The 24,954-nt window shown below is 58.9% G+C and carries 20 protein-coding genes; all 20 read left to right on the top strand.

Going from position 1 to position 24,954, the window contains the following annotated elements; translation table 11 throughout:
* Positions 1-2 precede the first annotated feature (2 nt).
* The 20 genes from tssM (at position 3) to HB664_RS15750 (ending at position 24,929) form a co-directional block, all read left to right on the top strand.
* Positions 3-3,623 carry a type VI secretion system membrane subunit TssM gene (gene tssM / locus HB664_RS15845; protein ID WP_219939778.1) on the top strand — a complete coding sequence of 1,207 codons (3,621 nt, stop codon included), beginning with the start codon at positions 3-5 and terminating at the stop codon, positions 3,621-3,623.
* Positions 3,624-3,639: 16 nt separating this feature from the next.
* Entirely contained in the window at positions 3,640-4,356 is a 717-nt protein-coding gene (gene tagF / locus HB664_RS15840) for a type VI secretion system-associated protein TagF (protein ID WP_023312158.1), read from the top strand.
* 11 nt (positions 4,357-4,367) lie between these two features.
* Positions 4,368-5,384: a type VI secretion system protein TssA gene (tssA, locus tag HB664_RS15835; RefSeq protein ID WP_094934699.1), complete on the top strand. Its 1,017-nt coding sequence runs from the start codon at positions 4,368-4,370 to the stop codon at positions 5,382-5,384.
* Between the two features lie 75 nt (positions 5,385-5,459).
* Complete coding sequence (gene tssB / locus HB664_RS15830) at positions 5,460-5,984, top strand: type VI secretion system contractile sheath small subunit (protein ID WP_008502644.1); 525 nt, start codon at positions 5,460-5,462, stop codon at positions 5,982-5,984.
* 3 nt (positions 5,985-5,987) lie between these two features.
* A complete protein-coding gene (gene tssC / locus HB664_RS15825; RefSeq protein ID WP_014884232.1) occupies positions 5,988-7,487 on the top strand; it encodes a type VI secretion system contractile sheath large subunit in 1,500 nt (499 codons plus the stop codon).
* A 367-nt stretch (positions 7,488-7,854) separates the two neighbouring features.
* Positions 7,855-8,244: a T6SS amidase immunity protein Tai4 family protein gene (locus tag HB664_RS15820; protein ID WP_048980953.1), complete on the top strand. Its 390-nt coding sequence runs from the start codon at positions 7,855-7,857 to the stop codon at positions 8,242-8,244.
* A gap of 180 nt (positions 8,245-8,424) precedes the next feature.
* Positions 8,425-8,907 (top strand): type VI secretion system tube protein Hcp, encoded by a 483-nt coding sequence (locus HB664_RS15815; protein WP_008502640.1) that lies wholly within the window; start codon positions 8,425-8,427, stop codon positions 8,905-8,907.
* Positions 8,858-9,424, top strand: a complete 567-nt coding sequence (locus HB664_RS15810; RefSeq protein ID WP_219939777.1) for a hypothetical protein — start codon at positions 8,858-8,860, stop codon at positions 9,422-9,424. Before HB664_RS15815 ends, HB664_RS15810 begins: the two co-directional genes overlap by 50 nt.
* Positions 9,425-9,495: 71 nt before the next feature.
* Entirely contained in the window at positions 9,496-10,485 is a 990-nt protein-coding gene (locus HB664_RS15805; protein ID WP_219939776.1) for a hypothetical protein, read from the top strand.
* Positions 10,479-10,895: a hypothetical protein gene (locus HB664_RS15800; RefSeq protein ID WP_047061055.1), complete on the top strand. Its 417-nt coding sequence runs from the start codon at positions 10,479-10,481 to the stop codon at positions 10,893-10,895. Before HB664_RS15805 ends, HB664_RS15800 begins: the two co-directional genes overlap by 7 nt.
* 87 nt (positions 10,896-10,982) lie before the next feature.
* Positions 10,983-12,746, top strand: a complete 1,764-nt coding sequence (gene tagH, locus HB664_RS15795; RefSeq protein ID WP_219939775.1) for a type VI secretion system-associated FHA domain protein TagH — start codon at positions 10,983-10,985, stop codon at positions 12,744-12,746.
* Complete coding sequence (locus HB664_RS15790) at positions 12,743-13,540, top strand: PP2C family serine/threonine-protein phosphatase (RefSeq protein WP_014884226.1); 798 nt, start codon at positions 12,743-12,745, stop codon at positions 13,538-13,540. The genes tagH and HB664_RS15790 overlap by 4 nt, the downstream gene beginning before the upstream one ends.
* Before the next feature lie 16 nt (positions 13,541-13,556).
* Complete coding sequence (locus HB664_RS15785; protein WP_033145791.1) at positions 13,557-14,555, top strand: hypothetical protein; 999 nt, start codon at positions 13,557-13,559, stop codon at positions 14,553-14,555.
* A gap of 9 nt (positions 14,556-14,564) precedes the next feature.
* Positions 14,565-15,377 carry a type VI secretion system accessory protein TagJ gene (locus tag HB664_RS15780; protein ID WP_219939774.1) on the top strand — a complete coding sequence of 271 codons (813 nt, stop codon included), beginning with the start codon at positions 14,565-14,567 and terminating at the stop codon, positions 15,375-15,377.
* Entirely contained in the window at positions 15,370-15,933 is a 564-nt protein-coding gene (gene tssE, locus HB664_RS15775; protein ID WP_033145789.1) for a type VI secretion system baseplate subunit TssE, read from the top strand. The genes HB664_RS15780 and tssE overlap by 8 nt, the downstream gene beginning before the upstream one ends.
* 2 nt (positions 15,934-15,935) lie before the next feature.
* Positions 15,936-17,807, top strand: coding sequence for a type VI secretion system baseplate subunit TssF (gene tssF / locus HB664_RS15770; protein WP_219939773.1), 1,872 nt, complete (start codon positions 15,936-15,938; stop codon positions 17,805-17,807).
* Positions 17,804-18,847 carry a type VI secretion system baseplate subunit TssG gene (gene tssG / locus HB664_RS15765; RefSeq protein WP_219939772.1) on the top strand — a complete coding sequence of 348 codons (1,044 nt, stop codon included), beginning with the start codon at positions 17,804-17,806 and terminating at the stop codon, positions 18,845-18,847. The genes tssF and tssG overlap by 4 nt, the downstream gene beginning before the upstream one ends.
* 38 nt (positions 18,848-18,885) lie before the next feature.
* Complete coding sequence (tssH, locus tag HB664_RS15760; protein ID WP_033145786.1) at positions 18,886-21,501, top strand: type VI secretion system ATPase TssH; 2,616 nt, start codon at positions 18,886-18,888, stop codon at positions 21,499-21,501.
* 24 nt (positions 21,502-21,525) lie between these two features.
* Positions 21,526-22,941, top strand: coding sequence for a serine/threonine-protein kinase (locus HB664_RS15755; RefSeq protein WP_219939771.1), 1,416 nt, complete (start codon positions 21,526-21,528; stop codon positions 22,939-22,941).
* 65 nt (positions 22,942-23,006) lie between these two features.
* The gene (locus tag HB664_RS15750; RefSeq protein ID WP_219939770.1) at positions 23,007-24,929 is read left to right on the top strand and encodes a type VI secretion system Vgr family protein; all 1,923 of its coding nucleotides are present in this window, start codon (positions 23,007-23,009) and stop codon (positions 24,927-24,929) included.
* Positions 24,930-24,954: the final 25 nt, after the last annotated feature.

The raw sequence follows: 24,954 nt of genomic DNA, 5'->3' as shown, positions 1-24,954 counted from the left end.
GGATGCTGACTACACTTCTTTCCATCTTGACCAACCGCATTCTGTGGAGCTTCCTCGGCGTAACGGCGCTTGCGGCGGTGATCTGGATGATTGGTCCCCTGTTGTCCATCGTGGACACCCGACCGCTCGAGTCTGAGCAGAACCGCATTATCAGCATTGCCGTGGTCTATCTGCTCTGGGCGCAGGGCCACATTCTGCCGCGCCTGTACAACGCCTGGCTGAACCGCAAGCTGATGGACAAGCTCAAAGAGAACACCGCCAGCCCGGAAGCGGCGGATCCGCAGAAGCGGCTGAACAGCGAGGAGCAGATCCTCGCCAGCCGCTTTGATGAAGCCGCGCAGATGCTGAAAAAAGCGCACTTCAGCAAAGCGGGCCAGGGCGCCCAGTGGACGCAGCGCTTCAGCACGCAATATCTCTATCAGCTGCCGTGGTACGTCATTATCGGCGCGCCGGGTTCCGGTAAAACCACGGCGCTGGTTAACTCCGGGCTGCAGTTCCCGCTGGCCGATCGCTTCGGGAAAACCGCGCTGCGGGGCATTGGCGGCACGCGTAACTGCGACTGGTGGTTTACCAATGAGGCGGTACTGCTGGACACGGCGGGCCGCTACACTACCCAGGAGAGCGAGCAGGTGCAGGACGCCGGCGAATGGCTGGAGTTCATGGGGTTACTGCGCAAGTATCGCCGCCGCCAGCCGATCAACGGCGTTATCATCACCATCAGCATTTCTGACCTGCTCACCCAGTCCGCCGAGGCGTCCCGCCAGCAGGCGGTGAACCTGCGCCAGCGTCTGTCCGAGCTGCATGAACAGCTGGGTATCCGCTTCCCGGTGTACGTGATGGTGACCAAGGCCGACCTGCTTAAAGGTTTCCGCGCCTGGTTTGCCGACTACGACAAAGCGCAGCGCGACCAGATCTGGGGCTTTACGCTGCCGTGGGAGCAAACCAAACACGCCGATTACGACCTGATGGGCAACTTCCAGCAGGAGTTTTCCCTGCTCCAGCAGCGCCTTGATGCCGGGCTGCCGGAAACCATGCTGAAAGAGCATGACGCGAAAACCCGCGCTGAAGCGTATCTCTTCCCGCAGGAGTTCGCCGCGCTGCGTCCGCTGCTGGCGGACTACCTGAGCACGGTCTTCGCCCGCTCCAACTTCGAAACCGAGTTCTCCCCGCGCGGGATCTACTTCGCCAGCGGGACGCAGGAAGGCATGCCGTTCGACCGCGTGATGGGCGAACTGAACCGCGCGCTGTCGCTGCCGGAAGGGGGAGAGGCGGATAACTGGGATTCGGTCAGCAAAGAAGCGCCGATCCCGGGGGCAAAAGGTCAGAGTTTCTTCATTAAGAACCTGCTGCAAAACGTCATCTTCCAGGAAGCCGGGATCGCGGGCGAAAACCGCTGGTGGGAGCTGCGCAACCGGGCGGTGATCTGGTCCGGCTACGCGGCGCTGCTGGCCCTGTTGGTCATCCTCGGCGGTCTGTGGCTGACCAGCTATGCCAAAAACAAGGCCTATCTGGAAGAGGTGGATGCGAAGGTGCCGCTGCTGGACCAGCAGAGCAAGGCACTGCAGAACCAGACCCAGCGTGACCTGTTCGATCTGCTGCCGCTGCTGAACGGTCTGGTGGACCTGCCGAAAAGCGACGCGTTTGATGTAAACGATCCGCCCGTCTCCCGCCGTATGGGGCTCTACCGCGGAGATGACGTCAGCGATGCCTCGCAGTCTCTGTACCAGAAAGCGCTGGATCAGATGCTGTTGCCTGCCGTCGCTATGCACATCACCACCTGGCTGCGCAACGACAACGGTAGCGATGTGGAATATAGCTATGAAGCGCTGAAAGCCTATCAGATGCTGTATCAGCCGAAGCACTACGACGGTAAATTCCTGCATTCGTGGGTGATGCTCAACCTGCAGCGAAATCTGCCGCAGAACGTCACGAAGGCGCAGCTGCAGCAGCTTGAATGGCACCTGACGCAGCTGCTGGAACCGAAAATCCAGGCCTCGCCGTACGCGCAGGATGAATCCCTGGTGGCCCGCGAAAGAGCGATGATCAATCAGCAGCCGCTCTCCACGCGCGTATACGGTCGTCTTAAACGCCTGCTTGAACATGATGATAACCTCAAGCCGGTCTCCCTTTCCGACCTGGGCGGACCGCAGAGCGAGCTGGTGTTTTCACGCAAAAGCGGCAAGCCGGTGAGCGAAGGCGTGCCGGGTCTTTATACGCCGGACGGCTACTGGAAAAGCTTTAACGGCCAGATTGACAGCGTCACCACCGCCCTGCACGAGGACGACGCCTGGGTGCTGGGGGCCGCGACGGCGCAGGAAGATAAACAGCAGATCGATAACGCCGTGCGCCAGCTCTACATGCGCGACTTTATCGCGAACTGGGATCGCTTCCTCGCCGACATTCAGCTCAATAACAGCGCCGATCTCTCCCAGCGCATCAACACCGCGCGCCTGCTCTCCGGCGCAAACTCGCCTCTGCGCCGTCTGGTGCAGAACCTGAGCCAGGTCCTGACGCTGTCACGCAATGCGCCAGCGCCGGAAGATGCGGATAAAGCGCAGGCGCAGAGCAGCCGCGCCACCCGCACGCTGGAAGCGCTGTTCAGCAACAATGACGCTGCGCCGACCCAGGCCGCCGTGGTCACCCAGGCGCCGGAACAGCTGGTCACCGACCACTACGCGCCGATGATTGAGCTGGCGCAGCCGCTGGAAAAGGGCGGGAAGACCATCGTGTTTGATGATTTTCTCAAGCAGGTGGATGAGCTCTATCGCTACCTGACCGCCGTCCAGGACGCGGCCAACAGCGGTATGCCGGCACCGGGCGGCGAGGCGATCAGCCGCCTGCAGGCCAGCGCCGGTCGCCTGCCGGGCGGGCTGCAAACCATGTTCAGCAATATGGCGGTGGGCGCCAGCAGCGATACCCAGCGCCGCGACCTCGAAAACGTGCGGAAGCGGATTAACGTTGAGGTGGGCGGATTCTGCCGTCAGGCAATCGCCGGCCGTTACCCGCTGGTGCGCAGCGCCAGCACCGAGGTCACCCCTGACGATCTCGCGCGCATGTTTGCGCCGGGAACCGGGCTGATGGACGCTTTCTTCCGCGACAATCTGACCAATAAAGTGGATACCACGCAGGCAAACTGGCGCTTTATGCCGGGCATCGACGGGAAAACGCTGCCGGGAAGCGAAGGGCTGCTGAGACCGTTCCAGCAGGCCCAGTCGATTCGCGACGCCTTCTTTGCTAATGGCGCCACGACGCCGTCCTTCAAGGTGACGGTTCGCACCGTGCGAATGGATAACTCCATTCTGAACCTGACGCTGGACGTCGACGGCCAGCTGCTGCGCTACAGCCACGGTCCGCAGGCCGTACAGATCATGAACTGGCCGGGGCCGGGCGGCACTAACCAGGTACGCATGCAGCTGGGGCTGGCGAACGGCAGCACGGCGACGCTGGTCACCAACGGTGCCTGGGCGCTCAACCGCTTCTTCGATAAAGCGAGCACCAGCCCGGGCGCGGGTAGCCTGAGCCGTCAGGCCACCTTCAACGTCGACGGACATCAGGTCACGCTGGAGTTTGCGCCAAACAGCATTCGTAACCCGTTCCAGCTTCCCCGTTTCTCATGCCCATAACCGCAAGGACAGCCGTATGACGAATACCCCTGCGATGAACCGCTACAGCTGGTATGGCAAATTACCCAGCGCCGGAGATTTTTTGCAGCGTCGCTTTCCTGACACTTTACAGCGCCAGTGGTCACACTGGTTCCAGGTCGGCCTGCTGGCCTGGCAGCAGGAAGAGCAGCGCAGCGGCGAGCGCCAGTTTCACAAAGCGCCAGTCTGGAATTTTGTGGTACCGCCCATGCTGGGCAGCCAGATGATCCAGATGGGCTGTCTGCTGCCCGGCCGCGACAGCGTTGGCCGACAGTATCCGGTTTGCCTGCAGCTGAGCTTCGCCCCGTCAGAGTGGTCGACCAGCCTGCTCAGCCAGGCCGAAAGCTGGTACCAGCAGATTGGGCGCCTGGGGCTGCACGCGGTGCGCAACAGTTTTTCCGCCTCACAGCTGGATGAGATGCTGATGACCATTCCGGCGCCGCAGCCCGTCGAGCCGCAAAAGCGTTCCGACATCCTTGATGTGATTGGCTATGACGAGGACGGGCAGAGCACGCTGGGCTGGCCTCAGGCGGCCGAGTGTTTTGATCCGCTGCGTCAGACCAGCTACTGGTGGACCAACCGCTGCGACGGCTACCCGCTGTACACCCACGTGCACAGCGGTAACTTTACCGGGCAGCTTTTCACCCTGCTGTTCGACCCGGCAGGGGGCGCCCGTCCGGGGCGCCACGGTCTCTATCCGCCCATGTTTGAATAAGCAGGGATCTCATGAATATCGAAGAATTTCTCGCGCCAATCAGTCCCGAAAAACCCTGCGGCGAAAACCTGGAGTACGACGCCGACTTCCAGATCATGAATCAGGCAAGTCTTGGAAAAGCGGAACAGCAGTTTGGCGACACCATTATCCCGGCAGAGCCCGCTGACTGGAACACGGTGGAAAAATACGCCACCAGCCTGCTGACTCGCACCAAAGATCTTCGCGTACTGCTGGCGTTAACCCATGCCTGGACGCGCCGCCGCGGGCTAGCGGGCTACGCGGACGGATTATTGCTGGTGCAGGAGGCGATCGCCCGTTACTGGGAGACGCTCTATCCGCTGCTGGAAGAGTATGGCGAAACCGATCCGTTCTATCGCATTAACGCCCTGGCAGGGCTGAGCGATAAATCCGACCTCACCGTCGCCGTGCGAAACGCCTCGCTTCTGCGTTCAAACGGCGATGAAATTTCGCTCCGGGATGCCCAGGCCCTGCTGGACGGCAGCAAGACGGAATGCCCGGACTATCCCGGCGGCCGTCCACGGCTGATTGACGAGCTGGCCCGCGGCGACCAGACCGGCACCGCCGCGGTTATCGTCATTAACGAACGTCTGCTGGCGATTCGCGAGCTTCTCACCGGGCATCTCGGTGAAAGCGGCGTGCCCGAGATGGAACAGCTGCTGAAAACTGTCGGACTGGTCGCCAGCGCGTGTCAGGTAACCGACATCAGCAAGCTGCTGCCGAACCGTGAGGCGCAGGCAGAACCCCAGGCCGAGCAGCAGTCGACGGCAGCGCAGCCCGTTCAGCCGGTCACCGACTGGCGCAGCGTGCAGATCACCAGCCGCGCCGACGCGCAGCTGATGCTGGAAAAAGCGAAGCAGTATTTTGCGCAGTACGAACCGAGCCACCCCGCACCGCTGATGATTGAACGGGTGCAGCGGCTGTCAGAACTTAACTTTATGGACATTATTCGCGACCTTGCGCCAGACGGCGTTAACCAACTTGAAAACATCTTTGGGCGCCGCGAATAACGCGTCCAGGCATTATGACGACAGGCATGGAGCCTGCCGTTTCACCTTCACCGCGCATCTTTGATGGAGAACATCATGGCAATGAGTAACAGTGGGCAGAAATTCATCGCACGTAACCGTGCCCCCCGCGTGCAGATCGAGTATGACGTAGAGATCTACGGTGCAGAACGTAAGATTCAGCTGCCGTTTGTGATGGGCGTCATGGCCGATCTGGTCGGCAAACCGGTTGAAAATCTGCCGGCCGTCGACGAGCGTAAATTCCTCGAAATCGACATCGACAACTTTGACGAACGCATGAAGGCGCTGAAGCCGCGCGTGGCGTTCCAGGTGGATAACACCCTGACCGGCGAAGGCAAGCTCAACGTGGATCTGACCTTCGACAGCATGGACGACTTCCTGCCGGATGCGGTGGCCCGCAAGGTCGAGCCGCTGAACAAGCTGCTGGAAGCGCGTACCCAGCTCTCCAACCTGCTGACCTATATGGACGGCAAAAACGGTGCGGAAGAGCTGATCGCTAAAATTCTGCAGGATCCGACGCTGCTCAAATCCCTGAGCCAGTTGCCGAAAAATGACGAAAGCGCGAAAGGTAGCGAGGAATAATCGATGAGCAACCAGACTCAACAACACGAGCAGCAGGCGGGTCAGGCGTTCAGCCAGGATGAATTCAGCGCGCTGCTGAACAAAGAGTTCCGCCCGAAAACCGATCAGGCCCGTTCAGCCGTCGAAAGCGCGGTCAAAACGCTGGCGCAGCAGGCGCTGGAAAATACCGTCACTTTCTCCAACGACACCTACCGCACCATTCAGAACCTGATCGCCGGTATCGACGAGCAGCTGTCGCAGCAGGTAAACCAGATCATTCACCACGAAGAGTTTCAGAAGCTGGAGAGCGCCTGGCGCGGTCTGAGCTACCTGGTGAACAACACTGAAACTGACGAGATGCTGAAGATCCGCTTTATGAGCATCTCCAAGCAGGAGCTGGGCCGCACCCTGAAGCGCTTCAAGGGCGTGGGCTGGGACCAGAGCCCGATCTTCAAGAAAATCTACGAGCAGGAGTACGGTCAGTTCGGCGGCGAGCCGTTTGGCTGCATCGTGGGCGACTACTACTTCGACCACAGCCCGCAGGACGTTGAGCTGCTGGGCGAAATGGCGCGCATCGGCTCTGCGGCGCACTGTCCGTTTATTACCGGTACCGCGCCGGGCGTGATGCAGATGGAGTCCTGGCAGGAGCTGGCTAACCCGCGCGACCTGACCAAGATCTTCCAGAACACCGAATACGCGGCCTGGCGTTCGCTGCGTGAATCCGAAGATGCCCGCTATCTGGGCCTGGTGATGCCACGCTTCCTGTCGCGCCTGCCGTACGGCATTCGCACCAACCCGGTCGACAGCTTTGACTTTGAAGAGCAGACCGACGGCGCGAACCACAACAGCTACTCCTGGGCGAACGCCGCCTATGCGATGGCCGCCAACATTAACCGCTCCTTCAAAGAGTACGGCTGGTGCACCTCGATTCGCGGCGTGGAGTCCGGCGGGGCGGTGGAAAACCTGCCGTGCCACACCTTCCCGAGCGATGACGGCGGCGTGGACATGAAATGCCCGACCGAGATCGCCATCAGCGATCGTCGTGAAGCTGAGCTGGCGAAAAACGGCTTTATGCCGCTGGTTCACCGCAAAAACTCCGACTTTGCCGCCTTCATCGGCGCGCAGTCGCTGCAGAAACCGGCCGAGTACCACGACCCGGATGCCACCGCCAACGCGCGTCTGGCCTCTCGTCTGCCTTACCTGTTCGCCTGCTGCCGCTTTGCGCACTACCTGAAGTGCATCGTGCGCGACAAAATCGGCTCCTTCCGCGAGCGCGAAGAGATGGAGCGCTGGCTGAACGACTGGGTCATGAACTACGTCGACGGTGACCCGGCGAACTCCTCTCAGGAGACCAAGTCCCGTAAACCGCTGGCGGCTGCGGAAGTGCAGGTGCAGGAGATTGAAGATAATCCGGGCTACTACGCCGCGAAGTTCTTCCTGCGTCCACACTACCAGCTGGAAGGTCTGACCGTTTCCCTGCGTCTGGTATCTAAACTGCCGTCGCTGAAGACGAAAGACGCGTGATGAGTGTAGCCGGCCCATTGGGCCGGCTACTTTTCGGTCAATACGAGATAGCTAATGAATTTGACAGTGAAAGCGTTGATACGAAAATTCATCAGCTATTTAGCCATTTATACGTTGCTAATAATTTCATTCATGCTGTTTGTGACGGTATCCGGCTACTATCTGTTTATCTTTGACTGGCCTGCAGAAGTCCCGCGAATTGCAATGCATGGATTCTTATGCACTGGACTTAATGCATTAGCGATAGGGATATACGTTGTCGCAGAAAAATGGAAAGAGAAAAGTTAGTATTTTACGCGGACTGATGCGCTGTGGGTCTTATGGCAAAGGATATAAGGTGAAACGTTTATGTTTTTTCCTCGTATTTATGACTTTTTATGTGTATTCCGGAAATAACTATCCTGATTTTTATCAGCAGCAAACATACCGGCAGGTTTTAAAAGATTTTGTTCTGGCGCGCTGCCTGGCGCAGGTAGCAGATAAAGGCAGCCAGTTTTCTGCTGATGCTGCCCGCAGTGCGAGTGCATTCATTGAGTGGATTCCTTTTGATGCTGAAAATGGCACTGAGAAAATGGATGCGCTCATTGGAAAATACAAAGATCACATTAACGGCTTTCATGCCGAACGAAAGCCCGATGTAAAAGGCGTTACGTTAAATTGCCTGCGTCTTTATCATAGTGACGAACTTAACAAGCTGGTACCTCAATTAATTATCGGAAATCCTGATCGCACCTGGATTCAGGATAACCCGCAGTAGTAAAAGACTTCACATTCTTTCCGTTCATTCAGGGGGAATGTAAGACTGTCAAATGACACGGGTCATTTGATGTGAGGCAGAGGTAAAATATGGACGGTTTTATTCAGCCCCATGCTTTCCTGTTTGCCATATAAGTGCTTTTTCGAAAGCAATATTGTTCATCCACGAAGAGTAGATATTATGGCTATTGATATGTTTCTGAAGGTCGAGGGTGTTACGGGCGAATCTAAAGATTCTAACCACACCGGCTGGACTGATATTACCTCCTTCTCCTGGGGCGCTTCCCAGCCAGGTAATATGAGCGTTGGCGGTGGCGGCGGTGCCGGTAAAGTTAACTTCAACGACCTGCACGTTAACGCGCTGATCGACAAATCCACCACCGCTATCCTGAAACACTGCGCCAGCGGCAAACACCTGACCAAAGTTGAGCTGTCCGTCTGTAAAGCCGGCGGCCAGCAGGTGGAATACTCCCGCATCACGCTGGAAGATGTGCTGGTCACCTCTGTTCAGTACACCGGTGCTGACAACGGCGATACCGTTGGTGTGACCTATGCATTCCAGGCTGCGAAAGTGAAACAGCAGTACTGGGAGCAGACCACGTCTGGTGGTAAAGGTGCTGAAAGCAGCGCTGGCTGGAACATCAAAGAAAACAAAGAAGCGTAATTGCGTATGTGGCCGGGGAGTTTTCCCCGGTCATTATGATTGCTTCACTATTCGGCGCGTATTTGCGATGGAAAGAGCGTTAACGGTTATACCCATTGTATTATCATGTAGCGCCTGCATATCCCACCCTGCTCAGTTTCAGAGTTTAACTGTTAAGGTGGAAAAAAATGCACCCTGTTTTGGCGTTTCGAATGACACTGAACCAGGTGAGGTTGTGCTAGTTTATGAACCCTCGATATCTCGACGTGCAGGTAACGAATGGGAAAGCATCTTCTCTCCAGGAGCATTTCCTTCCAGCCGCTTTTTGAAATCTGAAGAGTGCCTACGCTGGGATAAAGTAGACTGGCAGTCAGGGGAGTATGATGTGGTATTAGAATCGAGAAATCATAATACTATTATTCGATATGCTACTCGCTTTATTCTCAGTATAAATTCCAGAGGCGAATTATCGCTGGTTAGAATAGGAGCGTTTTCAAATGTTGATGTTTTTAAGAAAGTGTCAACCTTTGGATATTAATTCAACTCCGTTTTTATTTAAATGGGTATGCTTATTTGTGAGCGTTTTTGTAAAAATCAAAGGGAATGAATATGGCTAGCCAATCATTAGTTAATCCGGGATATTGTATTGTTCAGCAACCCGGAACCCTGGATTTCCAGACAAGGCTTTTATTCAACGATCCAAATAGTGATGCTGCACGTTATTTCATGCAGGTTAATAGTGATGTGCAGTGGTCAAAACCTGGGCAGATGTTGATTCTTGGTGCACCGGGAAGTAATAATTCTGTGCAGCTTAAGCAATTACAGCTCGCTAAAAAGAAAGTCAACGGTGCTCTGGCCGATCTTAATTCTGGTGAAGCGAATTTCTTTAATCAACATTTTAGTACCATAGCTGCAGTCACTAATTTTATGGATAAGTCCCTTGGTGTCGTTGCTGATGCAGGTGAAAAATATTTTAGTGAAATAGAAAAAAAACTTAAATCCATTGAATTGGCTTACCAGAATCAGTACAGAGCACAAGGGACATTGATAAGCCAACAGTTTTTTGTTGAACGTCAGCGCCTCTTTTCTGAGTTGGATAGTTTATTAAACAAATTGTCCCGACTGACCTTAAAGATGAAGCCCTATAACGAATTGAAGCATGCATTAGGCTTGTCAAGCAGATCCATTGTACATGAATGGAGTACAGCCGGGGTCGCCTCTGTTCGTGGTTATTCAACTTATATCGATAATGCCTCTAAGGCCGCTCGTTTTCTTAAAGCGGGAGGGTGGCTTGCAATAGGTTTTGCAGGTGCAAATACCACTAATGAAGTTTACAATGCCTGCACCGTAGGAAGAGAGCAGAGTTGTTCTAAAGTCGCTGTGAAAAAATACAGCAGCTTTGGTGCAAGCCTGGCAGGGGGTATTTACGGTGGTAAATACGGAGCAATGGCAGGTGCTGGTGTATGCGTTGCGCTTGGTGTTGCGACGGGGGGCGTAGGACTGCTCGCCTGCTCTATTGTTGGGGCTGCTGCAGGTGGATACGTTGGTGGCGAGATAGCGGGCGGAGCGACTGAGTATATGATGGATAAAATATGGTGAATATAGAGAATTTATCATTATTTCTTATCGTGGTTTTATTGCTGGTTGTTGTAATTATGGATTTGTTCAGTTCTCGTTATTTCAAAAAACACGAGGCTGATTATAATCGATTGCTTTCAGACTATCGGCGCAAGGGATATGATCTGGATCTTGTAACCAACTATGCTTCTTTTTTTGGTTCGCTGGCCAATTATCAAAAAATAATCTGGTTTGTTCGCCTTTATAAAGGCGTTGAAATGAAATTTACGCGTGAAAGGCTTGTTCAGGAAGATGCTTATAAATATGTACAGTCGTTACCTGAAGAAAGAATTGGTTGGATGCTAAAATTACATCGCCGTTATAAGTTACAGGCGTTAATATTCACCCTATGGCTCATTGTTGGATTATATTTTATCATCTTCATTAAATAGTTTTTGATATTCAATTTCTCAAACGCCGCCGTTCTCGCCCCGAGAGCGGCAGCGTTTGAGCGCTAATCATACCAGCAGGAATACGCCATGCGATTCACGATTATTTCTACGAAACCCGGTCATCAGCCGCCGCAAAGCAGCTGTGATTTTTACGCCCCGGGCGGCACCATTGGGCGCGGTACGGATAACAATCTGGTGTTGCCGGATAATGACCGCACCATCTCTCGTCTGCAGGCCATTGTTCACGTTGACGCCCAGGGCGAATGCCGCGTGACCAACCGTGGCAGCGTCACCCGCGTGGTATTAAATGACATTCCGCTGGAGCGAGGGCGTCAGGTTGAGCTGCAGGATGGCGACATTCTCGGTATTGATGACTACCGTATCGAAGTGACCGAACTGATCCACGATACGCAACCCGTAAGCCGTATGGCGGCCAGTATGCATCAGCAGGCGCGTCCGGCAGCCGCACCCGCGCCCGCTGCGCAACCGAAGCCGGCGAGTGCCGCACCGCGCGGGAAGGCCGAGCCAACCGCCGTGCCAACGGAGATCTGGGATAGCCTGATGCAGGAGTTCTCCATCTCCGACAGCATCTCCAGCAACCGTACAAAACCGCAGCCTGCTGCATCGCACGATCCGTTCTCCCAGCCTGCGGCCCCGGAGCGTAACGCGGAAGATCCGCTGGCGCTGTTTAACGACAGCGATCCAAAGCTCGAGCGTAAGAATGTCGACCCGGACACGCTGTTCAGCGACGAAGCGTTGTTCAAAAACGAGAGTATTTTTGACGACGTCACCCCGTCAACGCTGGTGCCGCCGGGCGAGAATAGCCCCGTGAAGCCAGAAGATGAGGCGACGGACGAGCTCGATCCGCTGGCCCTGTTTGGCGGTAAGGCCAGCGCGCCAGCCGCGCGTAATGACGACCCGCTCGGGCTGATGGGCGGTGCGCCATTAACCCATCCGGATGACATTATTGCCGAAAAGCCTGCGCCAGTGCCGGAACCCGAGCAGGAAGAGGACGTGCTGGCCGATTCTCCGCTGTTCGCCCCTGAGCCGCAGGAAGAACCGCGTGCTGAAGAAGAGCCCGCGCGACCGGATTACGCAGGCTTCACCATGCCTACGCCACAGGCCGTGGCGCGCAGCAGCGCTCAGGCACCGAAGGGCCGTCTGCGCATTGACCCGGTCAATAACGCTGCCGCCCCAACCGCCACGGCAAACAGCGGTGAGAAGGGCGAAGTGCTGCAGGGCGAGCTGCTGGAGGCTCTGCTGGAGGGGATGGGGCTGAGCGAAATGCAGCCCGTCCCGCAGTTTGACCGGGAAAATATGCGTCAGCTCGGGCAGATCCTCGGCATGTTCTCTCAGGGGACCGTGGCGCTGCTCTCCTCGCGCTCCATCCTCAAGCGTGGCGTGAAGGCCGATATGACCATGGTGCTGGACGATGCCAACAACCCGTTCAAGCTGTTGCCGACCGGCAAAACCGTGCTGATCCAGATGTTCGGCACCCCGATGCCGGGCTTTATGCCGCCGACCAAATCCGTGCGCGACGCGCTGATCGACCTGCAGGCGCACCAGCTGGGCATGATCTCCGGTATCCGCGCCATCATTGCCGCGATGCTGCAGTCCTTTAACCCGGAACAGCTGGAAGAGCAGGCGAAGCAGAACGGGATGACCTCTCGTCTGGCGCTGCCGGGCAGCCGCAAAGCCGCCCTGTGGGACTATTTTGTTCGCAGCTATGGCGAGACGGCTGGCGAGATCGAGGATGACTTCCACACCCTGTTCGGCGAGGCCTTCCTTCATGCGTATGACATGGAGGTGAATCAGTACAAAGACTCACAGAGCGGATCGGAAGACAAATGAATATCGCAACGGCTTCTCTCTCCCGCCAGGGGACGCGCGCCAGCAACCAGGATCAGACGGGAGAAACCATAGGGGAACGTTCAGCCTGCTTTGTCGTCTGCGACGGCATCGCGGGCCTGCCGGGCGGTGAGGTGGCTGCAGAGCTGGCCCGCAACAGCATTATCTCCCGCTTCGATGGCGACAAACATCTTAATGCGCAGCATATCCGCGACTACGTGCAGACGGCTAACCGCACCATCCTCAGCGAACAGCAGGCCGTTCAGGACTATCGCCGGATGGGCACGACGCTGGTCAGCCTGTTCATTGACCGTGATTACGGCCTGGCCTACTGGGCGCACGCCGGAGACAGCCGCCTGTACCTGTTTCGCCGGGGATGGCTGTGGCATGTGACCACCGACCACAGCCTGGTGCAGCAGATGAAAGACGCCGGGCACCAGACCGACAACCTGAACAGCAACCTGCTCTATCTGGCGCTGGGAATTGAAAACGGCGGGCCGGAAGCGAGCTACAGCGACGTGGTGCAGGTTGAAGACGGCGATGCATTCTTACTCTGCACCGACGGGTTCTGGCACGGCGTTAGCGAAGAGCAAATGAAGCAGTCGCTGCATATGGTCAATACGCCGCAGGAGTGGCTGACCTTAATGAACCAAATCATTCAAAAGAATGGCGAACAGGAGGGGAATGCTCAGGATAACTATACTGCCCTGGCGGTATGGATGGGCAACCCTCAGGACACCACTTTGCTGCACACCCTCTCTGACGCAGCACAATTTCTTCCCTGCGGAACTGATTAGACACACAAGGAACGATATGAAACTTTGGCTATCGGGTTTGGCACTTCTGGCGGTCACCTCCACCGCGCAGGCTGAGAATTTCCGCATCGTGCAGTCGCCTGCGCAGAAGCTGGATATCTGGATCGACAACATTAAAGACAACACGCCGCAGAGCTGGTGTAAGCCTGAGGTGGCGCTGCGCATTGTGGCGAACGGCAAGAAGGACGTCTCCGTGCTGGAGAACTTTGTGCCGCGTCTTGGCTCCCTGCTGGAACACCAGTGCAGCAAAGTGAATAAGCTTAGCTGGACGCTCAACGATCCGGCGGGTACCACGCTGGCGCAGGGTACGGCAGGCAAAGCGCAGGACTGGGCGCTGGTGGTGAAACAGGACCAGGCCGCGCCTGCTGCGACCGTGACCGCAACCCCAACCAGCGGCGCGCTGCTGCCGCCGGACCAGAACGTGGCTTCCCGCACCGTCGCGGCTGACCGTACGCCGTGGCAGGAATTCACCCTGCAGGACGGCTGCCACCTGCGCACCTTCTGGGAAGGGGGCGCTTCCGCTCCGGCGCTCTTTATTCCGGATTCTGACACCACCCGCTGCGGTAACGGCAGCTGGCTGAGTGGACACACCGTGGTTTCACAGTCCCGCAACGGCGGACAGAAAGAGATGGCGGTGACGTATATCCACGGCTTCCCGGTGACGGGTCTGAATCAAAGCGCCGATCCTGAAAACGCGCTGATCACCTCCGTCAACAAAGAGCGCATGGTATTCAGCACGCCAAACAGCGACCAGAGCTGGATGATCCTGCCTTACGATAGCGCCCTGAACAGCTGGAAAAGCAACGGCACCGTAGCGGTGGAAATTTCCCGTGAAATCGCCAGCGATGATGCAAAACTGCAGGCGCGTATTGCGGCGGTGAAAAAAACCTGGAGCGCCTGGGTCGCACCCGGCACGCCGCTGAATATCGTCCTGATTGATACCCTGCGTCCTCAGCTGCGCGACCCGGCCGTCGGCGCATGGCGCGCGGCGAATTAAGGAATGGCTATGAATACGCTCTATCAACACCTGGCGGGCGAGTCGCTCAGCGACGCGCTGGCGCGCCTTGAAGCTGAAATCAAAGCCCGTCCGGCGGATGCCGACCTCCGCGCCGCGTTCGTGCAGTTTTTAACCCTCAGCGGCAACTGGACGCGCGCGCTGACCCAGCTGAAAAGCTGGCTGGCGCTGAAGCCTCAGGCGAAGCCCACCGTCACGCTGCTGGAGCAATCCATTCAGGGCGAGCTGCAGCGCGCGCAGGTGATGGCGGGAGAGGCGCGTCCGGCCATGCCAGAAACCCAGTGGCCTTGGCTGACGACCCTGGCCGCAGCGCTTAGCGAGGAGGGCGAGCGCGCCCGGGCGCTGCGTCTGGACGCCCTCGATCGGGCTGAGGCCACCCCCGGCCAGATTATCCTCGAAAACGAGGAGACGCAGGCCTTTGACTGGCTGATGGACGGCGACGCCGGTCTCGGCCCGGTCTGCGAAACCATCGTGAACGGCCGTTATTTCTGGCTGCCGTTCAGCGCCATTGCGGAGATCCGTTTCCAGGCGCCCGCCAGCGTGACCGATCTGGTCTGGCGTCACGCGCTGGTGCGCCTGACCGACGGTACGGAGCAGGTGTGTCAGATCCCGGCGCGTTACCCGTTTGCTGCCGATGCCACTGATGCGGTCAGGCTGGGCCGCACCACCGAATGGCAGCCGCTCGACGAAGACGGCACCCTTTACGAAGGCAGGGGCCAGAAAGCCTGGCTGAGCGATCAAAGCGAATACCCGCTGCTCTCCTTAAGCCTCGTGACGTTTGCGACGGATGGAGCCGATGAGTAATCCCGCTGGCGAAGGCGATCTGCTGCGCAGCGGCTGGCAAGCCCGCAGCAAGCAGGAGAAGGTGGGGGCGCGCGACAAAATGCAGCCCTCGCTGCTGGATCGTCTCACCGATAATGAGCCGGAAAAAAAGCGCGAGTCGGCCAACAGCAATCTGATCACCCACGCCGCCCTGCGCCGCAACGTCCTGCGCGATCTGCAGTGGCTGTTTAACACCATCAACCACGATGCCTCCGGCGATTTGAGCGCCTTGCCGCACGTCAAGCGCTCGGTGGTCAACTTCGGCGTCGCGCCGCTGGCCGGGAAAAGAATGTCGGATATCGAATGGCACGACATTCAGCGCAAGCTCACCGAGGCCATCATCAATTTTGAGCCGCGCATTTTACCGCAGGGGCTGCAGGTCCGCTGCGTGTCGGATACCTCCTCGCTGGATCTGCACAACGTGCTCTCCATCGAGATCAAAGGGCGTTTATGGTGTGTGCCGTACCCGCTGGAGTTTCTGTTTCGTACCGATGTCGATCTGGAAAACGGCCATTTTGAACTGAAAGATGCGGGGTAATCATGGAAAGTAAACTGCTCGAATATTACAACCGCGAGCTGGCCTACCTGCGCGAAATGGGGGCCGAGTTTGCCGAACGCTATCCAAAAGTCGCCGGACGGCTGGGCATGCGCGGCATCGAAGTGGCGGACCCGTATACCGAACGTCTGATGGAGGGCTTCGCCTTCCTGACCTCACGCGTGCAGATGAAAATGGACGCGGAGTTTCCGCGCTTCTCCCAGCGTCTGCTGGAGATGATTGCGCCTAACTATCTCGCGCCCACGCCGTCGATGGCGATTGCGGAGATTGAGCCCGACAGCAGCCGGGGCGACCTGAGCAAGGGCTTCATTGTGCCGCGCGGTACCATGATGGACAGCCTGGCGCTGAAAAAAACCGGCGTGACCTGCAGCTATACCACGGCGCACGAGGTCAACCTGCTGCCGCTGAAAATCGATAAGGTCGAGCTGGGCGGCGTGCCCGCCGATCTGCCGCTCGCGCAGCTGGGGCTGAGCCAGCGGGGGATCGGCAGCGCCTTGCGGATCCGCATCGCCTGCGACGGCCCGCAAAACCTCGGGCACCTGGATTTCGACCGTCTGGAATTTTTCCTCGGCGGTCCGGACATTGAAGCGCTGAAGCTGCTGGAGCTGGTGATGGAGCATCACGCCGGGATCGTCTGTCAGACGGTCAGCCCGCAGCCGCAGCGGCAGCTGCTGGCGTCTGACGCGCTGCGCCAGGAAGGCTTTGAGCCTGACCAGGCCCTGCTTCCGGACGATCTGCGCAACTTTGACGGCTATCGCCTGCTGCAGGAGTATTTCGCGTTTCCGGCCCGTTTCCGCTTCATTAGCCTGAGCGGTCTGGGCAAGCTTATCGAGCGCTGTGAAGGCGAAAAAGCCTTCGACATCTTCATTCTGCTGGATAAATCGGATGAACAGCTGGAGCGCGTGGTTGATGCCAGCCATCTGGCGCTGCACTGTACCCCGGTCATCAACCTTTTCCCAAAGGTCGCGGCGCGTCAGAAGCTGAATGAAGGCCAGCATGAATACCATCTGGTGGTGGATAACATTCGTCCGCTGGATTATGAAATTTACGCGGTCAAAAAAATCTATGGCAGCGCGGACGGCCAGCGCGATGACCAGACGTTTCGTCCATTCTGGAGCACCTGGAGCGGCGATGCGGGCAACTACGGGGCCTATTTTTCCCTGCGCCGCGAACAGCGCGTGCTGTCCGAGCACGCCCTGCGCTACGGCACGCGCACCGGCTATATCGGCTCGGAGGTGTTTGTTTCGCTGGTGGATGAACAGCACGCGCCGTGGCAGGACAACCTGCGCTATATCTCTGCCGAGGTGCTCTGCACCAGCCGCGATCTGCCGCTAATGCTGCAGCAGGAGCTCGGGCAGTTCATTATGGCCGACTCCATGCCGGTGAAATTCCTCACCCTGCGTAAAGGCCCGACGCCGCCGCGTCCGGCGCTGGCGGAAGGGTTCAGCACCTGGCGGCTCATCAGCCAGCTGCAGATGAACTACCTCAGCCTGATGGACAGCGAAAACGAAGACGGCGCGGCCGCGCTGCGCCAGCTGTTAGGGCTGTACGCCAACCTGGCAGAAACGCCCGTTGCGCGTCAGGTGGAGGGGGTACGCCACTGCGTGCTGGAGCCGGTTCACCGCCGCGTGCCTGAACCCGGCCCGGTCGTTTTCGCCCGCGGGATCGGCATTACCCTGACGGTCGATGAGCGTGCCTTTTCCGGCGCCAGCCCGTGGCTCTTTGGCAGCGTGATGGAACGTCTCTTTGCCCGCCTGGTGTCCATCAACAGCTTTACGGAGTTCACCCTGAAAAGTCAGCAGCGCGGCGAGATTGGCTACTGGGCGCCGCGCATGGGTAAAAGGGCGCTGATATGAGTGACGCTGCCACTGCACCGCTGCGCGTGCATCGCCTGACCCGGCTGCCGGACGCGTTCTGGCAAGGGGTTCGCGAGACGCCCTGGCGCTACGATCTGTTTCAGCTGTTAAGGCGCATTGATGCCCAGGGCGGCGAGCGCTACCCGCTGGGACGCGCGCCGCTGCCGAAATTTGAGCCGCTGCGCATCGGCCAGCAGCCGTCGATGAGTTTTGCACCATCGACGCTGGCTCAGGTCCGCCAGCGGGAGGAAAGCGGGCTGCACGAGGTGTCTATCCTCAGTTTCGGCCTGTTTGGCCCGAACGGCCCGCTGCCGGTCCATATGACCGAATACGCCCGCGAGCGAATTTATCATCATCAGGACACCAGCCTCAGCGCGTTTGCCGACCTGTTCCATCATCGCCTGGCGCTGCTGTTTTACCGCGCCTGGGCGGATGCGCAACCCACCGTCTCCCTCGATCGCGCTGATAACAGGCGCTTTGAGGGCTACCTGGCGTCGCTGATTGGCATGGGCCAGCCGGGGCAGATGAACAAAGGCAGCCTGAGCTCGCATGCCCGCTTTACCCACGCCGGGCACCTGACCCGTCACGGGCGGGATCCGGAGGGGCTGGAGAAGATCCTGCGCAACTATTTTAAAGCCCCGGTCAAACTGATCAGCAACGTGCCGCAGTGGATGCCGCTTTCCACGCGCGAGCAGGCGCAGCTGGGAGCAGGACGCCGCATGCCGCGCATGGGGGAATCCGCCTTTCTCGGCGTTGCCGTCCGCGACGTGCAGCATAAGTTTCGCATCGAAATTGGCCCGCTGAGCGCGGAGGAGTACAACCGTTTTCTGCCGGGTGAAGCGTGGGTCACCGAGCTGCGCGACTGGGTGCGTCAGTACGCCGGGGTGGAGTTTGAATGGGAAACGCGGGTGATCCTGCGTGAAGACGCGGTGCAGGGCACCACGCTCGGCAGCAATGGGCGATTAGGCTATAACACCTGGCTGGGCCTTCAGCCGCAGCCTGTCCCGCGTGGCGATCTGGTGTATCGCGCAGAGCGGTAATCCTTCCGTATACCGAATCATAGTTAATGGAAACTAACATGTCAGAAATTAGCCGTGCCGTGCTTTTCGGCAAACTGGATACGCTGTTATTTACCTCTCTGGAAAGCGCCACTGCGTTCTGCAAGCTGCGCGGCAACCCGTACGTTGAGCTGGTGCACTGGCTGCATCAGCTGATGCAGCAGCAGGATGGCGATCTGCAGCAGGTCATCCGCCACTTTGCCCTCGATGAACAGCAGCTGACCCGCGATATCGTGGCCGCGCTGGATGTCCTTCCGCGTGGCGCCAGTTCCGTTTCCGATCTCTCCGAGCATATCGACAGCGCCGTGGAGCGCGCCTGGGTGTTCGGATCGCTGAAGTTTGGCGTCAGCCGTATTCGCGGCGGCCATTTGCTGATCGGCATGCTGAAAACCTGGAACCTGGCCAACGTGCTGAAAAGCATCTCGTCGCAGTTCACCCGCCTTAACGTCGAGGTGCTGATTGAGCAGTTCGACGCGATTTGCGCCAACAGCAAGGAGACGCAGCAGGCCGCTGCCGCCGCAGACGCACCGGCGGGTACGGTACCGGCGGCGCAGGGGACGCTGGCCCAGTACGGCCAGGACCTGACTGCCCGCGCCCGCGAAGGGAAGATTGACCCGGTTGTCGGGCGCGACGAGGAGATCCGCCAGATGGTGGATATCCTGATGCGTCGCCGCCAGAACAACCCGCTGCTGACCGGGGAAGCCGGGGTCGGGAAAACGGCGGTGGTGGAAGGGCTGGCGCTGCGTATCGCCGACGGCGACGTCCCGGAGCCGCTGCAAAATATTCAGCTGTGGCTGCTGGATATCGGCATGCTGCAGGCTGGCGCAGGCATGAAAGGCGAGTTTGAAGCCCGGCTGCAGGCGCTCATTAACGAAGTCCAGTCCAGCGCCACGCCAATTATTCTGTTTATCGATGAGATCCACACCCTGATTGGCGCAGGCGGCCAGCAGGGGACCGGCGATGCGGCGAACCTGCTGAAGCCCGCGCTGGCGCGCGGTCAGCTGCGCACCATCGGCGCCACCACCTGGGCGGAATACAAAAAATACATCGAGAAAGACCCGGCGCTGACCCGCCGTTTCCAGACGGTGCAGGTCCACGAGCCGGACGAAGCGAAAGCCATTCTGATGCTGCGCAGCACCGTGTCGCCGCTGGAGACGCACCACCAGGTGCTGCTGCTCGACGAAGCGGTCAGCGCGGCGGTGAAGCTGTCGCATCGTTACATCCCGGCGCGTCAGCTGCCGGATAAAGCCGTTGCGCTGCTCGACACCGCCTGCGCCCGCGTTGCGGTCAGCCAGAGCGCGCCGCCTGCGCAGCTGGAAGACTGCCTGCGCCACCTTGCCGCGCTGGACGTGGAAATTGAGATTGCTGAACGCGAAGCGCGCGTGGGAGCCGGTGACGCCGATCGCGTAACCGCTTTACTCGCCGAACGCGACGCGTATGAGACAAAACGCGAAGCCCTGGCCCAGCGCTGGGAAGAAGAGCGCAGCCTGGTGCAGGAGATTATCCGCCTGCGCGCGGCGCTGTTCGCGGCGGGCGATGACGATAGCGCCGAGCTGCGCGGCCAGCTGGCGGAACAGCAGCAGGCGCTGAACGCCCTGCAGGGCGATGAGCCGCTGCTGTTTGCGGCGGTGGATGAAAACGTGGTTGCCGCGGTGGTCTCTGACTGGACCGGGATCCCGCTGGGCCGGATGGTGAAAAACGAGATCGACGCGGTGCTCAACCTCGCCGACACGCTTAACCAGCGCGTTATCGGCCAGCGTCACGGTCTGGATCTCATTGCCCGCCGCGTGAAAACCTCGCGGGCGAAACTGGACGATCCCAACAAACCGGTGGGCGTCTTTATGCTGTGCGGCCCGTCCGGGGTCGGTAAAACCGAAACCGCGCTGGCGCTCGCGGAATCCCTCTACGGCGGCGAGCAGAACGTTATCACCATCAACATGAGTGAGTTCCAGGAAGCGCACACCGTTTCCACCTTAAAAGGTGCGCCTCCGGGGTACGTAGGGTATGGTGAAGGCGGCGTGTTAACCGAGGCCGTGCGCCGCCGTCCGTACAGCGTGGTGCTGCTGGACGAAATTGAAAAAGCGCACCCGGACGTCCACGAGATCTTCTTCCAGGTCTTTGATAAAGGCTGGATGGAAGACGGCGAGGGGCGCCACATCGATTTCCGTAACACCATCATTATTCTGACCTCCAACGTCGGCACCGACCTGATTAGCGCCATGTGCGCCGATCCGGAGCTGATGCCGGAGCCTGATGCGTTAAGCGGCGCCCTGCGCCAGCCGCTGCTGGAGGTCTTCCCACCGGCGCTGCTGGGCCGCCTGCTGGTGGTGCCGTACTACCCGCTCAGCGACGAGATGCTGGGGCAGATTGTTCGCCTGCAGCTCAAGCGCATTCAGCGTCGTCTGGAAGAGAATCACAGCATTATTTCTGAGTTTGACGACAGCGTAGTGGAACAGATTGTTCAGCGCTGTACCGAGGTGGAGTCCGGTGGCCGCATGGTGGATGCTATTCTGACCAACACCTTGCTGCCTCAGATGAGCCAGATCTTACTTACCGCCAGCCGCAGCGACGAGCAGTACCGACGTCTGCACGTCACCTGCGAGCAGGGCGAGTTTCACTGTCAGTTTGCCGCGTAATAATCATCAAGAGAACTGTAAAAGATGACGGATAATGATAACAATCGGACTGTCCCAAACGCGCTCCCGGTCGGGTACCGCTTCAACGAGTTTGAAATCAAAGAGGTGATCGGCGGCGGCGGTTTTGGCATCGTCTATCGCGCGTGGGATCACCAGCTCGAACGCACTATCGCTATCAAAGAATTTATGCCTTCCTCGCTCGCCGTGCGCGGCGACGACATGACCCTTGTGCTGCGCAGCGAGCGTTTTGGCAAAGCGTTTTCCGCAGGCCTGAACAGCTTTATTCAGGAGGCGCGTCTGCTGGCGCGCTTTAACCACCCGAACCTGCTGCACGTTCTGCGTTTCTGGGTGCAAAACGACACGGCCTACATGGGGACGCTGTTTTACAGCGGCACCACGCTTTCGCGCCTGCGCGAGGAAAAGCCGGAGCTGATCAACGAGGCCTGGATCCGCCGCACGCTGCCGATGCTGTTCGGTGCGATCAAGACCATCCACAACGAAGGCTATCTGCACCGCGACATCTCGCTGGATAACATTCAGATCCAGGATAACGGCCTGCCGGTGCTGCTTGATTTCGGCTCCGCGCGCCGCACCATCGGTAACCTTTCCGATGAAACGGAAACCATGCTGCGCCCGGGCTTTGCGCCGATCGAGCAGTACACCGACGACAACGAAAGCGAGCAGGGCCCGTGGACGGATATTTACGCCCTCGGCGCGGTGCTGCGTACCCTGATTGTGGGTTCTCCGCCGCCGGTCAGCGTGGTGCGCTCGATTCAGGATACCTGCAAACCGCTGGTGGAGATCATGCCGCAGGGCTATTCCATTCCGCTGCTGCAGGCCATCGACCGCGCGCTGGCGCTGCACATGGAGGACCGTCCGCAGTCCATCGACGAGTTCGCCGCGCTGATAGAGATGCCGGTCGCCGGGATCAACGACGTGCTGACGGCGAAAAAGCCCGGCACGATGCTGGTTCCGGTCGAAGACGAAAAACCGGCTTCGCTGCTCGACTGGCGCCGCTACAAGATCCCTGGCATGGTTGCCGCAGGCGTGCTGGTGGGTATTGTCGCCGGGGCGATGCTGTTCAGCGGCGGTAACGATGCTCCCGAGCGGGCTGCACAGGCACCGGCAGAGACGCGTCCGACTGAGACCGCCGCAAACGCGCCGGACGTGAAGCCGGAAACGGCGAAGGTTAACGAGCAGGCGACGGCCCAGCAGACTCCGCCTGTGGAAAGCCCGGTTGCGCTGGTCTATATCCGCATCCTCGACGGCGAAACGCTGAAAGTTAACGGCGAGCCAAAAGCGCTGCGTCCGGCGACCAACGGCTATGCATCGCTCAAGCTGCCGGCCGGTGAGGTGAAGATTGAACTCCAGGGCAACGGAAGAACGCGTGGCCAGACGCTGGATATCACCAAGCCGGGCACCTGGCTGGTGAACCCTTAGAATTACGCTCAGTCACAGATGCGAACCTCTTTTCTGAATCGCATAAGCTAGATGGAATAAAGATTATGCTCAACCGAATTACCGTTCAGCTCCCGGTGGAGGGGCTTCTGTTCTGGAAACTGACGGGCCGCGAGGCGATGTCCGAGTCGTTCGCGCTGACGCTGACCGTGCTCGGCACGGACGCGCGCATTGACCGCAGCAAGCTGCTGGGCCAGCCGGTCACGGTGACCATCCCGACGCAGAACCTGCTGACGTCCCGCTATGTTAACGGCAAGATTACCCGCGTGGCGGTCAGCGCCGTCGAGCTGACGGGCACCCGCTATGCGGTGTACCAGCTGACGGTTGAGCCGGACCTGTGGCCGATGAAGCGCGACCGTAACCTGCGTATCTTCCAGGGGCAGACGGTCCCGCAGATTGTCAAAACCCTGCTTGGCGAGCATCAGGTCAACGTTGAGGATAAGCTCACCGGCAGCTACCGGGTGTGGGACTACTGCGTGCAGTATCAGGAGTCGAGCCTGGACTTCATCAGCCGCCTGATGGAGCTGGAGGGGATTGCGTATCACTTCAGCCATGAGGCGGACAAACACACCCTGGTACTGACCGACGCCGCCACGCAGCATCAGCCGTTCAGCGGCTATGAGGTCATTCCTTACCACCAGACGCCGTCAGGCGGCAGTACGGATGAGGAGGGCATCAGCCAGTGGGCGCTGGAGGACAGCGTGACGCCGGGAATTTACAGCCTTGACGACTATGACTTCCGCAAGCCGAACGCGTGGCTGTTCCAGGCCCAGCAGAACCCGGCGTCGCCGAAGCCGGGCAGCATCGACGTGTACGACTGGCCGGGGCGCTTTGTGGACAAAGGCCACGGGGAGTTTTATGCCCGCATCCGCCAGGAGCGCTGGCAGGTTGAGCATCAGCAGATTCAGGCCACCGCCACGGCGGCGGGGATTGCGCCGGGCCACACCTTCACGTTAACCAACGCGCCGTTCTTCAGCGACAACGGTGAGTATCTGGTGACGGCGGCGGGCTATCATTTCGAAGAGAACCGCTACGCCAGCGGCGAGGGGGAAACCATTCACCGTACCGATTTCACGGTGATTCCGTCGGCGGTGGTGTACCGTCCGGCGCAGACCACGGCGTGGCCGCGCACCTACGGCCCGCAGACCGCGAAGGTTGTGGGGCCGAAGGGCGAGAGTATCTGGACGGACAAATACGGTCGCGTGAAGGTGAAGTTCCACTGGGACCGCCTGGCGAAAGGCGATGACACCAGCTCCTGCTGGGTGCGCGTGTCGAGCGCGTGGGCGGGCCAGGGCTACGGCGGGGTGCAAATCCCGCGCGTCGGCGATGAGGTGGTGGTGGACTTTATCAACGGCGATCCGGACCGTCCGATTATTACCGGGCGCGTGTACAACGACGCGAGCATGCCGCCGTGGGCGCTGCCTGCCGCGGCGACGCAGATGGGCTTTATGAGCCGCACGAAAGACGGTTCAGTCGACAATGCCAACGCCCTGCGGTTTGAGGATAAAGCGGGCGCAGAGCAGGTGTGGATCCAGGCCGAGCGCAACATGGACACCAGCGTTAAGAACGATGAAACGCACAGCGTCGGCGGGGCGCGCAGCCATTACGTGAAGAAAAATGAACTGCATCGCGTGGAAGCGAACCAAACCCAGGCCGTGAAAGGCGGAACCGAGATCCTGACGGGGAAAGGCAAGCTGGATGCGGCGGTGGAGCAGTATGTGATTGCTTCCGGGACGAAGCTGCGGCTGGTCTCCGGTGAGAGCGCCATTGAGCTGAACGCTAACGGCAAGATTAACCTGATCGGCAAAGAGTTTAACTTCTTCGTGGAAGGGGATGGGTATATCACCACGGGCGGTAAGCTGCATCTGAATACTTCTGGTGCAAAACCCGGAACCACCGCGCCGGGTGAAGGACACAAAGGAGACATCGATGCGGCGGTACAGGCGAAATTTACGCCCAAAGGTGAGTAAGGCGGGCGCGGTACTTGTCGCGATA

It is taken from the genome of Enterobacter sp. DNB-S2, from assembly GCF_019443845.1.
Classification (GTDB): Bacteria; Pseudomonadota; Gammaproteobacteria; order Enterobacterales; family Enterobacteriaceae; genus Enterobacter; species Enterobacter asburiae_B.
The sequence above is the reverse complement of the archived record's forward strand: the minus strand, read 5'-3'. Positions and strand labels throughout refer to the sequence as shown.

What these genes read in the sequence shown, in the direction of transcription:
- tssM (WP_219939778.1), top strand. Translation starts at nt 3, where the DNA reads ATGCTGACTACACTTCTTTCCATCTTGACCAACCGCATTCTGTGGAGC.
- tagF (WP_023312158.1), top strand. Translation starts at nt 3,640, where the DNA reads ATGACGAATACCCCTGCGATGAACCGCTACAGCTGGTATGGCAAATTA.
- tssA (WP_094934699.1), top strand. Translation starts at nt 4,368, where the DNA reads ATGAATATCGAAGAATTTCTCGCGCCAATCAGTCCCGAAAAACCCTGC.
- tssB (WP_008502644.1), top strand. Translation starts at nt 5,460, where the DNA reads ATGGCAATGAGTAACAGTGGGCAGAAATTCATCGCACGTAACCGTGCC.
- tssC (WP_014884232.1), top strand. Translation starts at nt 5,988, where the DNA reads ATGAGCAACCAGACTCAACAACACGAGCAGCAGGCGGGTCAGGCGTTC.
- HB664_RS15820 (WP_048980953.1), top strand. Translation starts at nt 7,855, where the DNA reads ATGACTTTTTATGTGTATTCCGGAAATAACTATCCTGATTTTTATCAG.
- HB664_RS15815 (WP_008502640.1), top strand. Translation starts at nt 8,425, where the DNA reads ATGGCTATTGATATGTTTCTGAAGGTCGAGGGTGTTACGGGCGAATCT.
- HB664_RS15805 (WP_219939776.1), top strand. Translation starts at nt 9,496, where the DNA reads ATGGCTAGCCAATCATTAGTTAATCCGGGATATTGTATTGTTCAGCAA.
- HB664_RS15800 (WP_047061055.1), top strand. Translation starts at nt 10,479, where the DNA reads ATGGTGAATATAGAGAATTTATCATTATTTCTTATCGTGGTTTTATTG.
- tagH (WP_219939775.1), top strand. Translation starts at nt 10,983, where the DNA reads ATGCGATTCACGATTATTTCTACGAAACCCGGTCATCAGCCGCCGCAA.
- HB664_RS15790 (WP_014884226.1), top strand. Translation starts at nt 12,743, where the DNA reads ATGAATATCGCAACGGCTTCTCTCTCCCGCCAGGGGACGCGCGCCAGC.
- HB664_RS15785 (WP_033145791.1), top strand. Translation starts at nt 13,557, where the DNA reads ATGAAACTTTGGCTATCGGGTTTGGCACTTCTGGCGGTCACCTCCACC.
- HB664_RS15780 (WP_219939774.1), top strand. Translation starts at nt 14,565, where the DNA reads ATGAATACGCTCTATCAACACCTGGCGGGCGAGTCGCTCAGCGACGCG.
- tssE (WP_033145789.1), top strand. Translation starts at nt 15,370, where the DNA reads ATGAGTAATCCCGCTGGCGAAGGCGATCTGCTGCGCAGCGGCTGGCAA.
- tssF (WP_219939773.1), top strand. Translation starts at nt 15,936, where the DNA reads ATGGAAAGTAAACTGCTCGAATATTACAACCGCGAGCTGGCCTACCTG.
- tssG (WP_219939772.1), top strand. Translation starts at nt 17,804, where the DNA reads ATGAGTGACGCTGCCACTGCACCGCTGCGCGTGCATCGCCTGACCCGG.
- tssH (WP_033145786.1), top strand. Translation starts at nt 18,886, where the DNA reads ATGTCAGAAATTAGCCGTGCCGTGCTTTTCGGCAAACTGGATACGCTG.
- HB664_RS15755 (WP_219939771.1), top strand. Translation starts at nt 21,526, where the DNA reads ATGACGGATAATGATAACAATCGGACTGTCCCAAACGCGCTCCCGGTC.
- HB664_RS15750 (WP_219939770.1), top strand. Translation starts at nt 23,007, where the DNA reads ATGCTCAACCGAATTACCGTTCAGCTCCCGGTGGAGGGGCTTCTGTTC.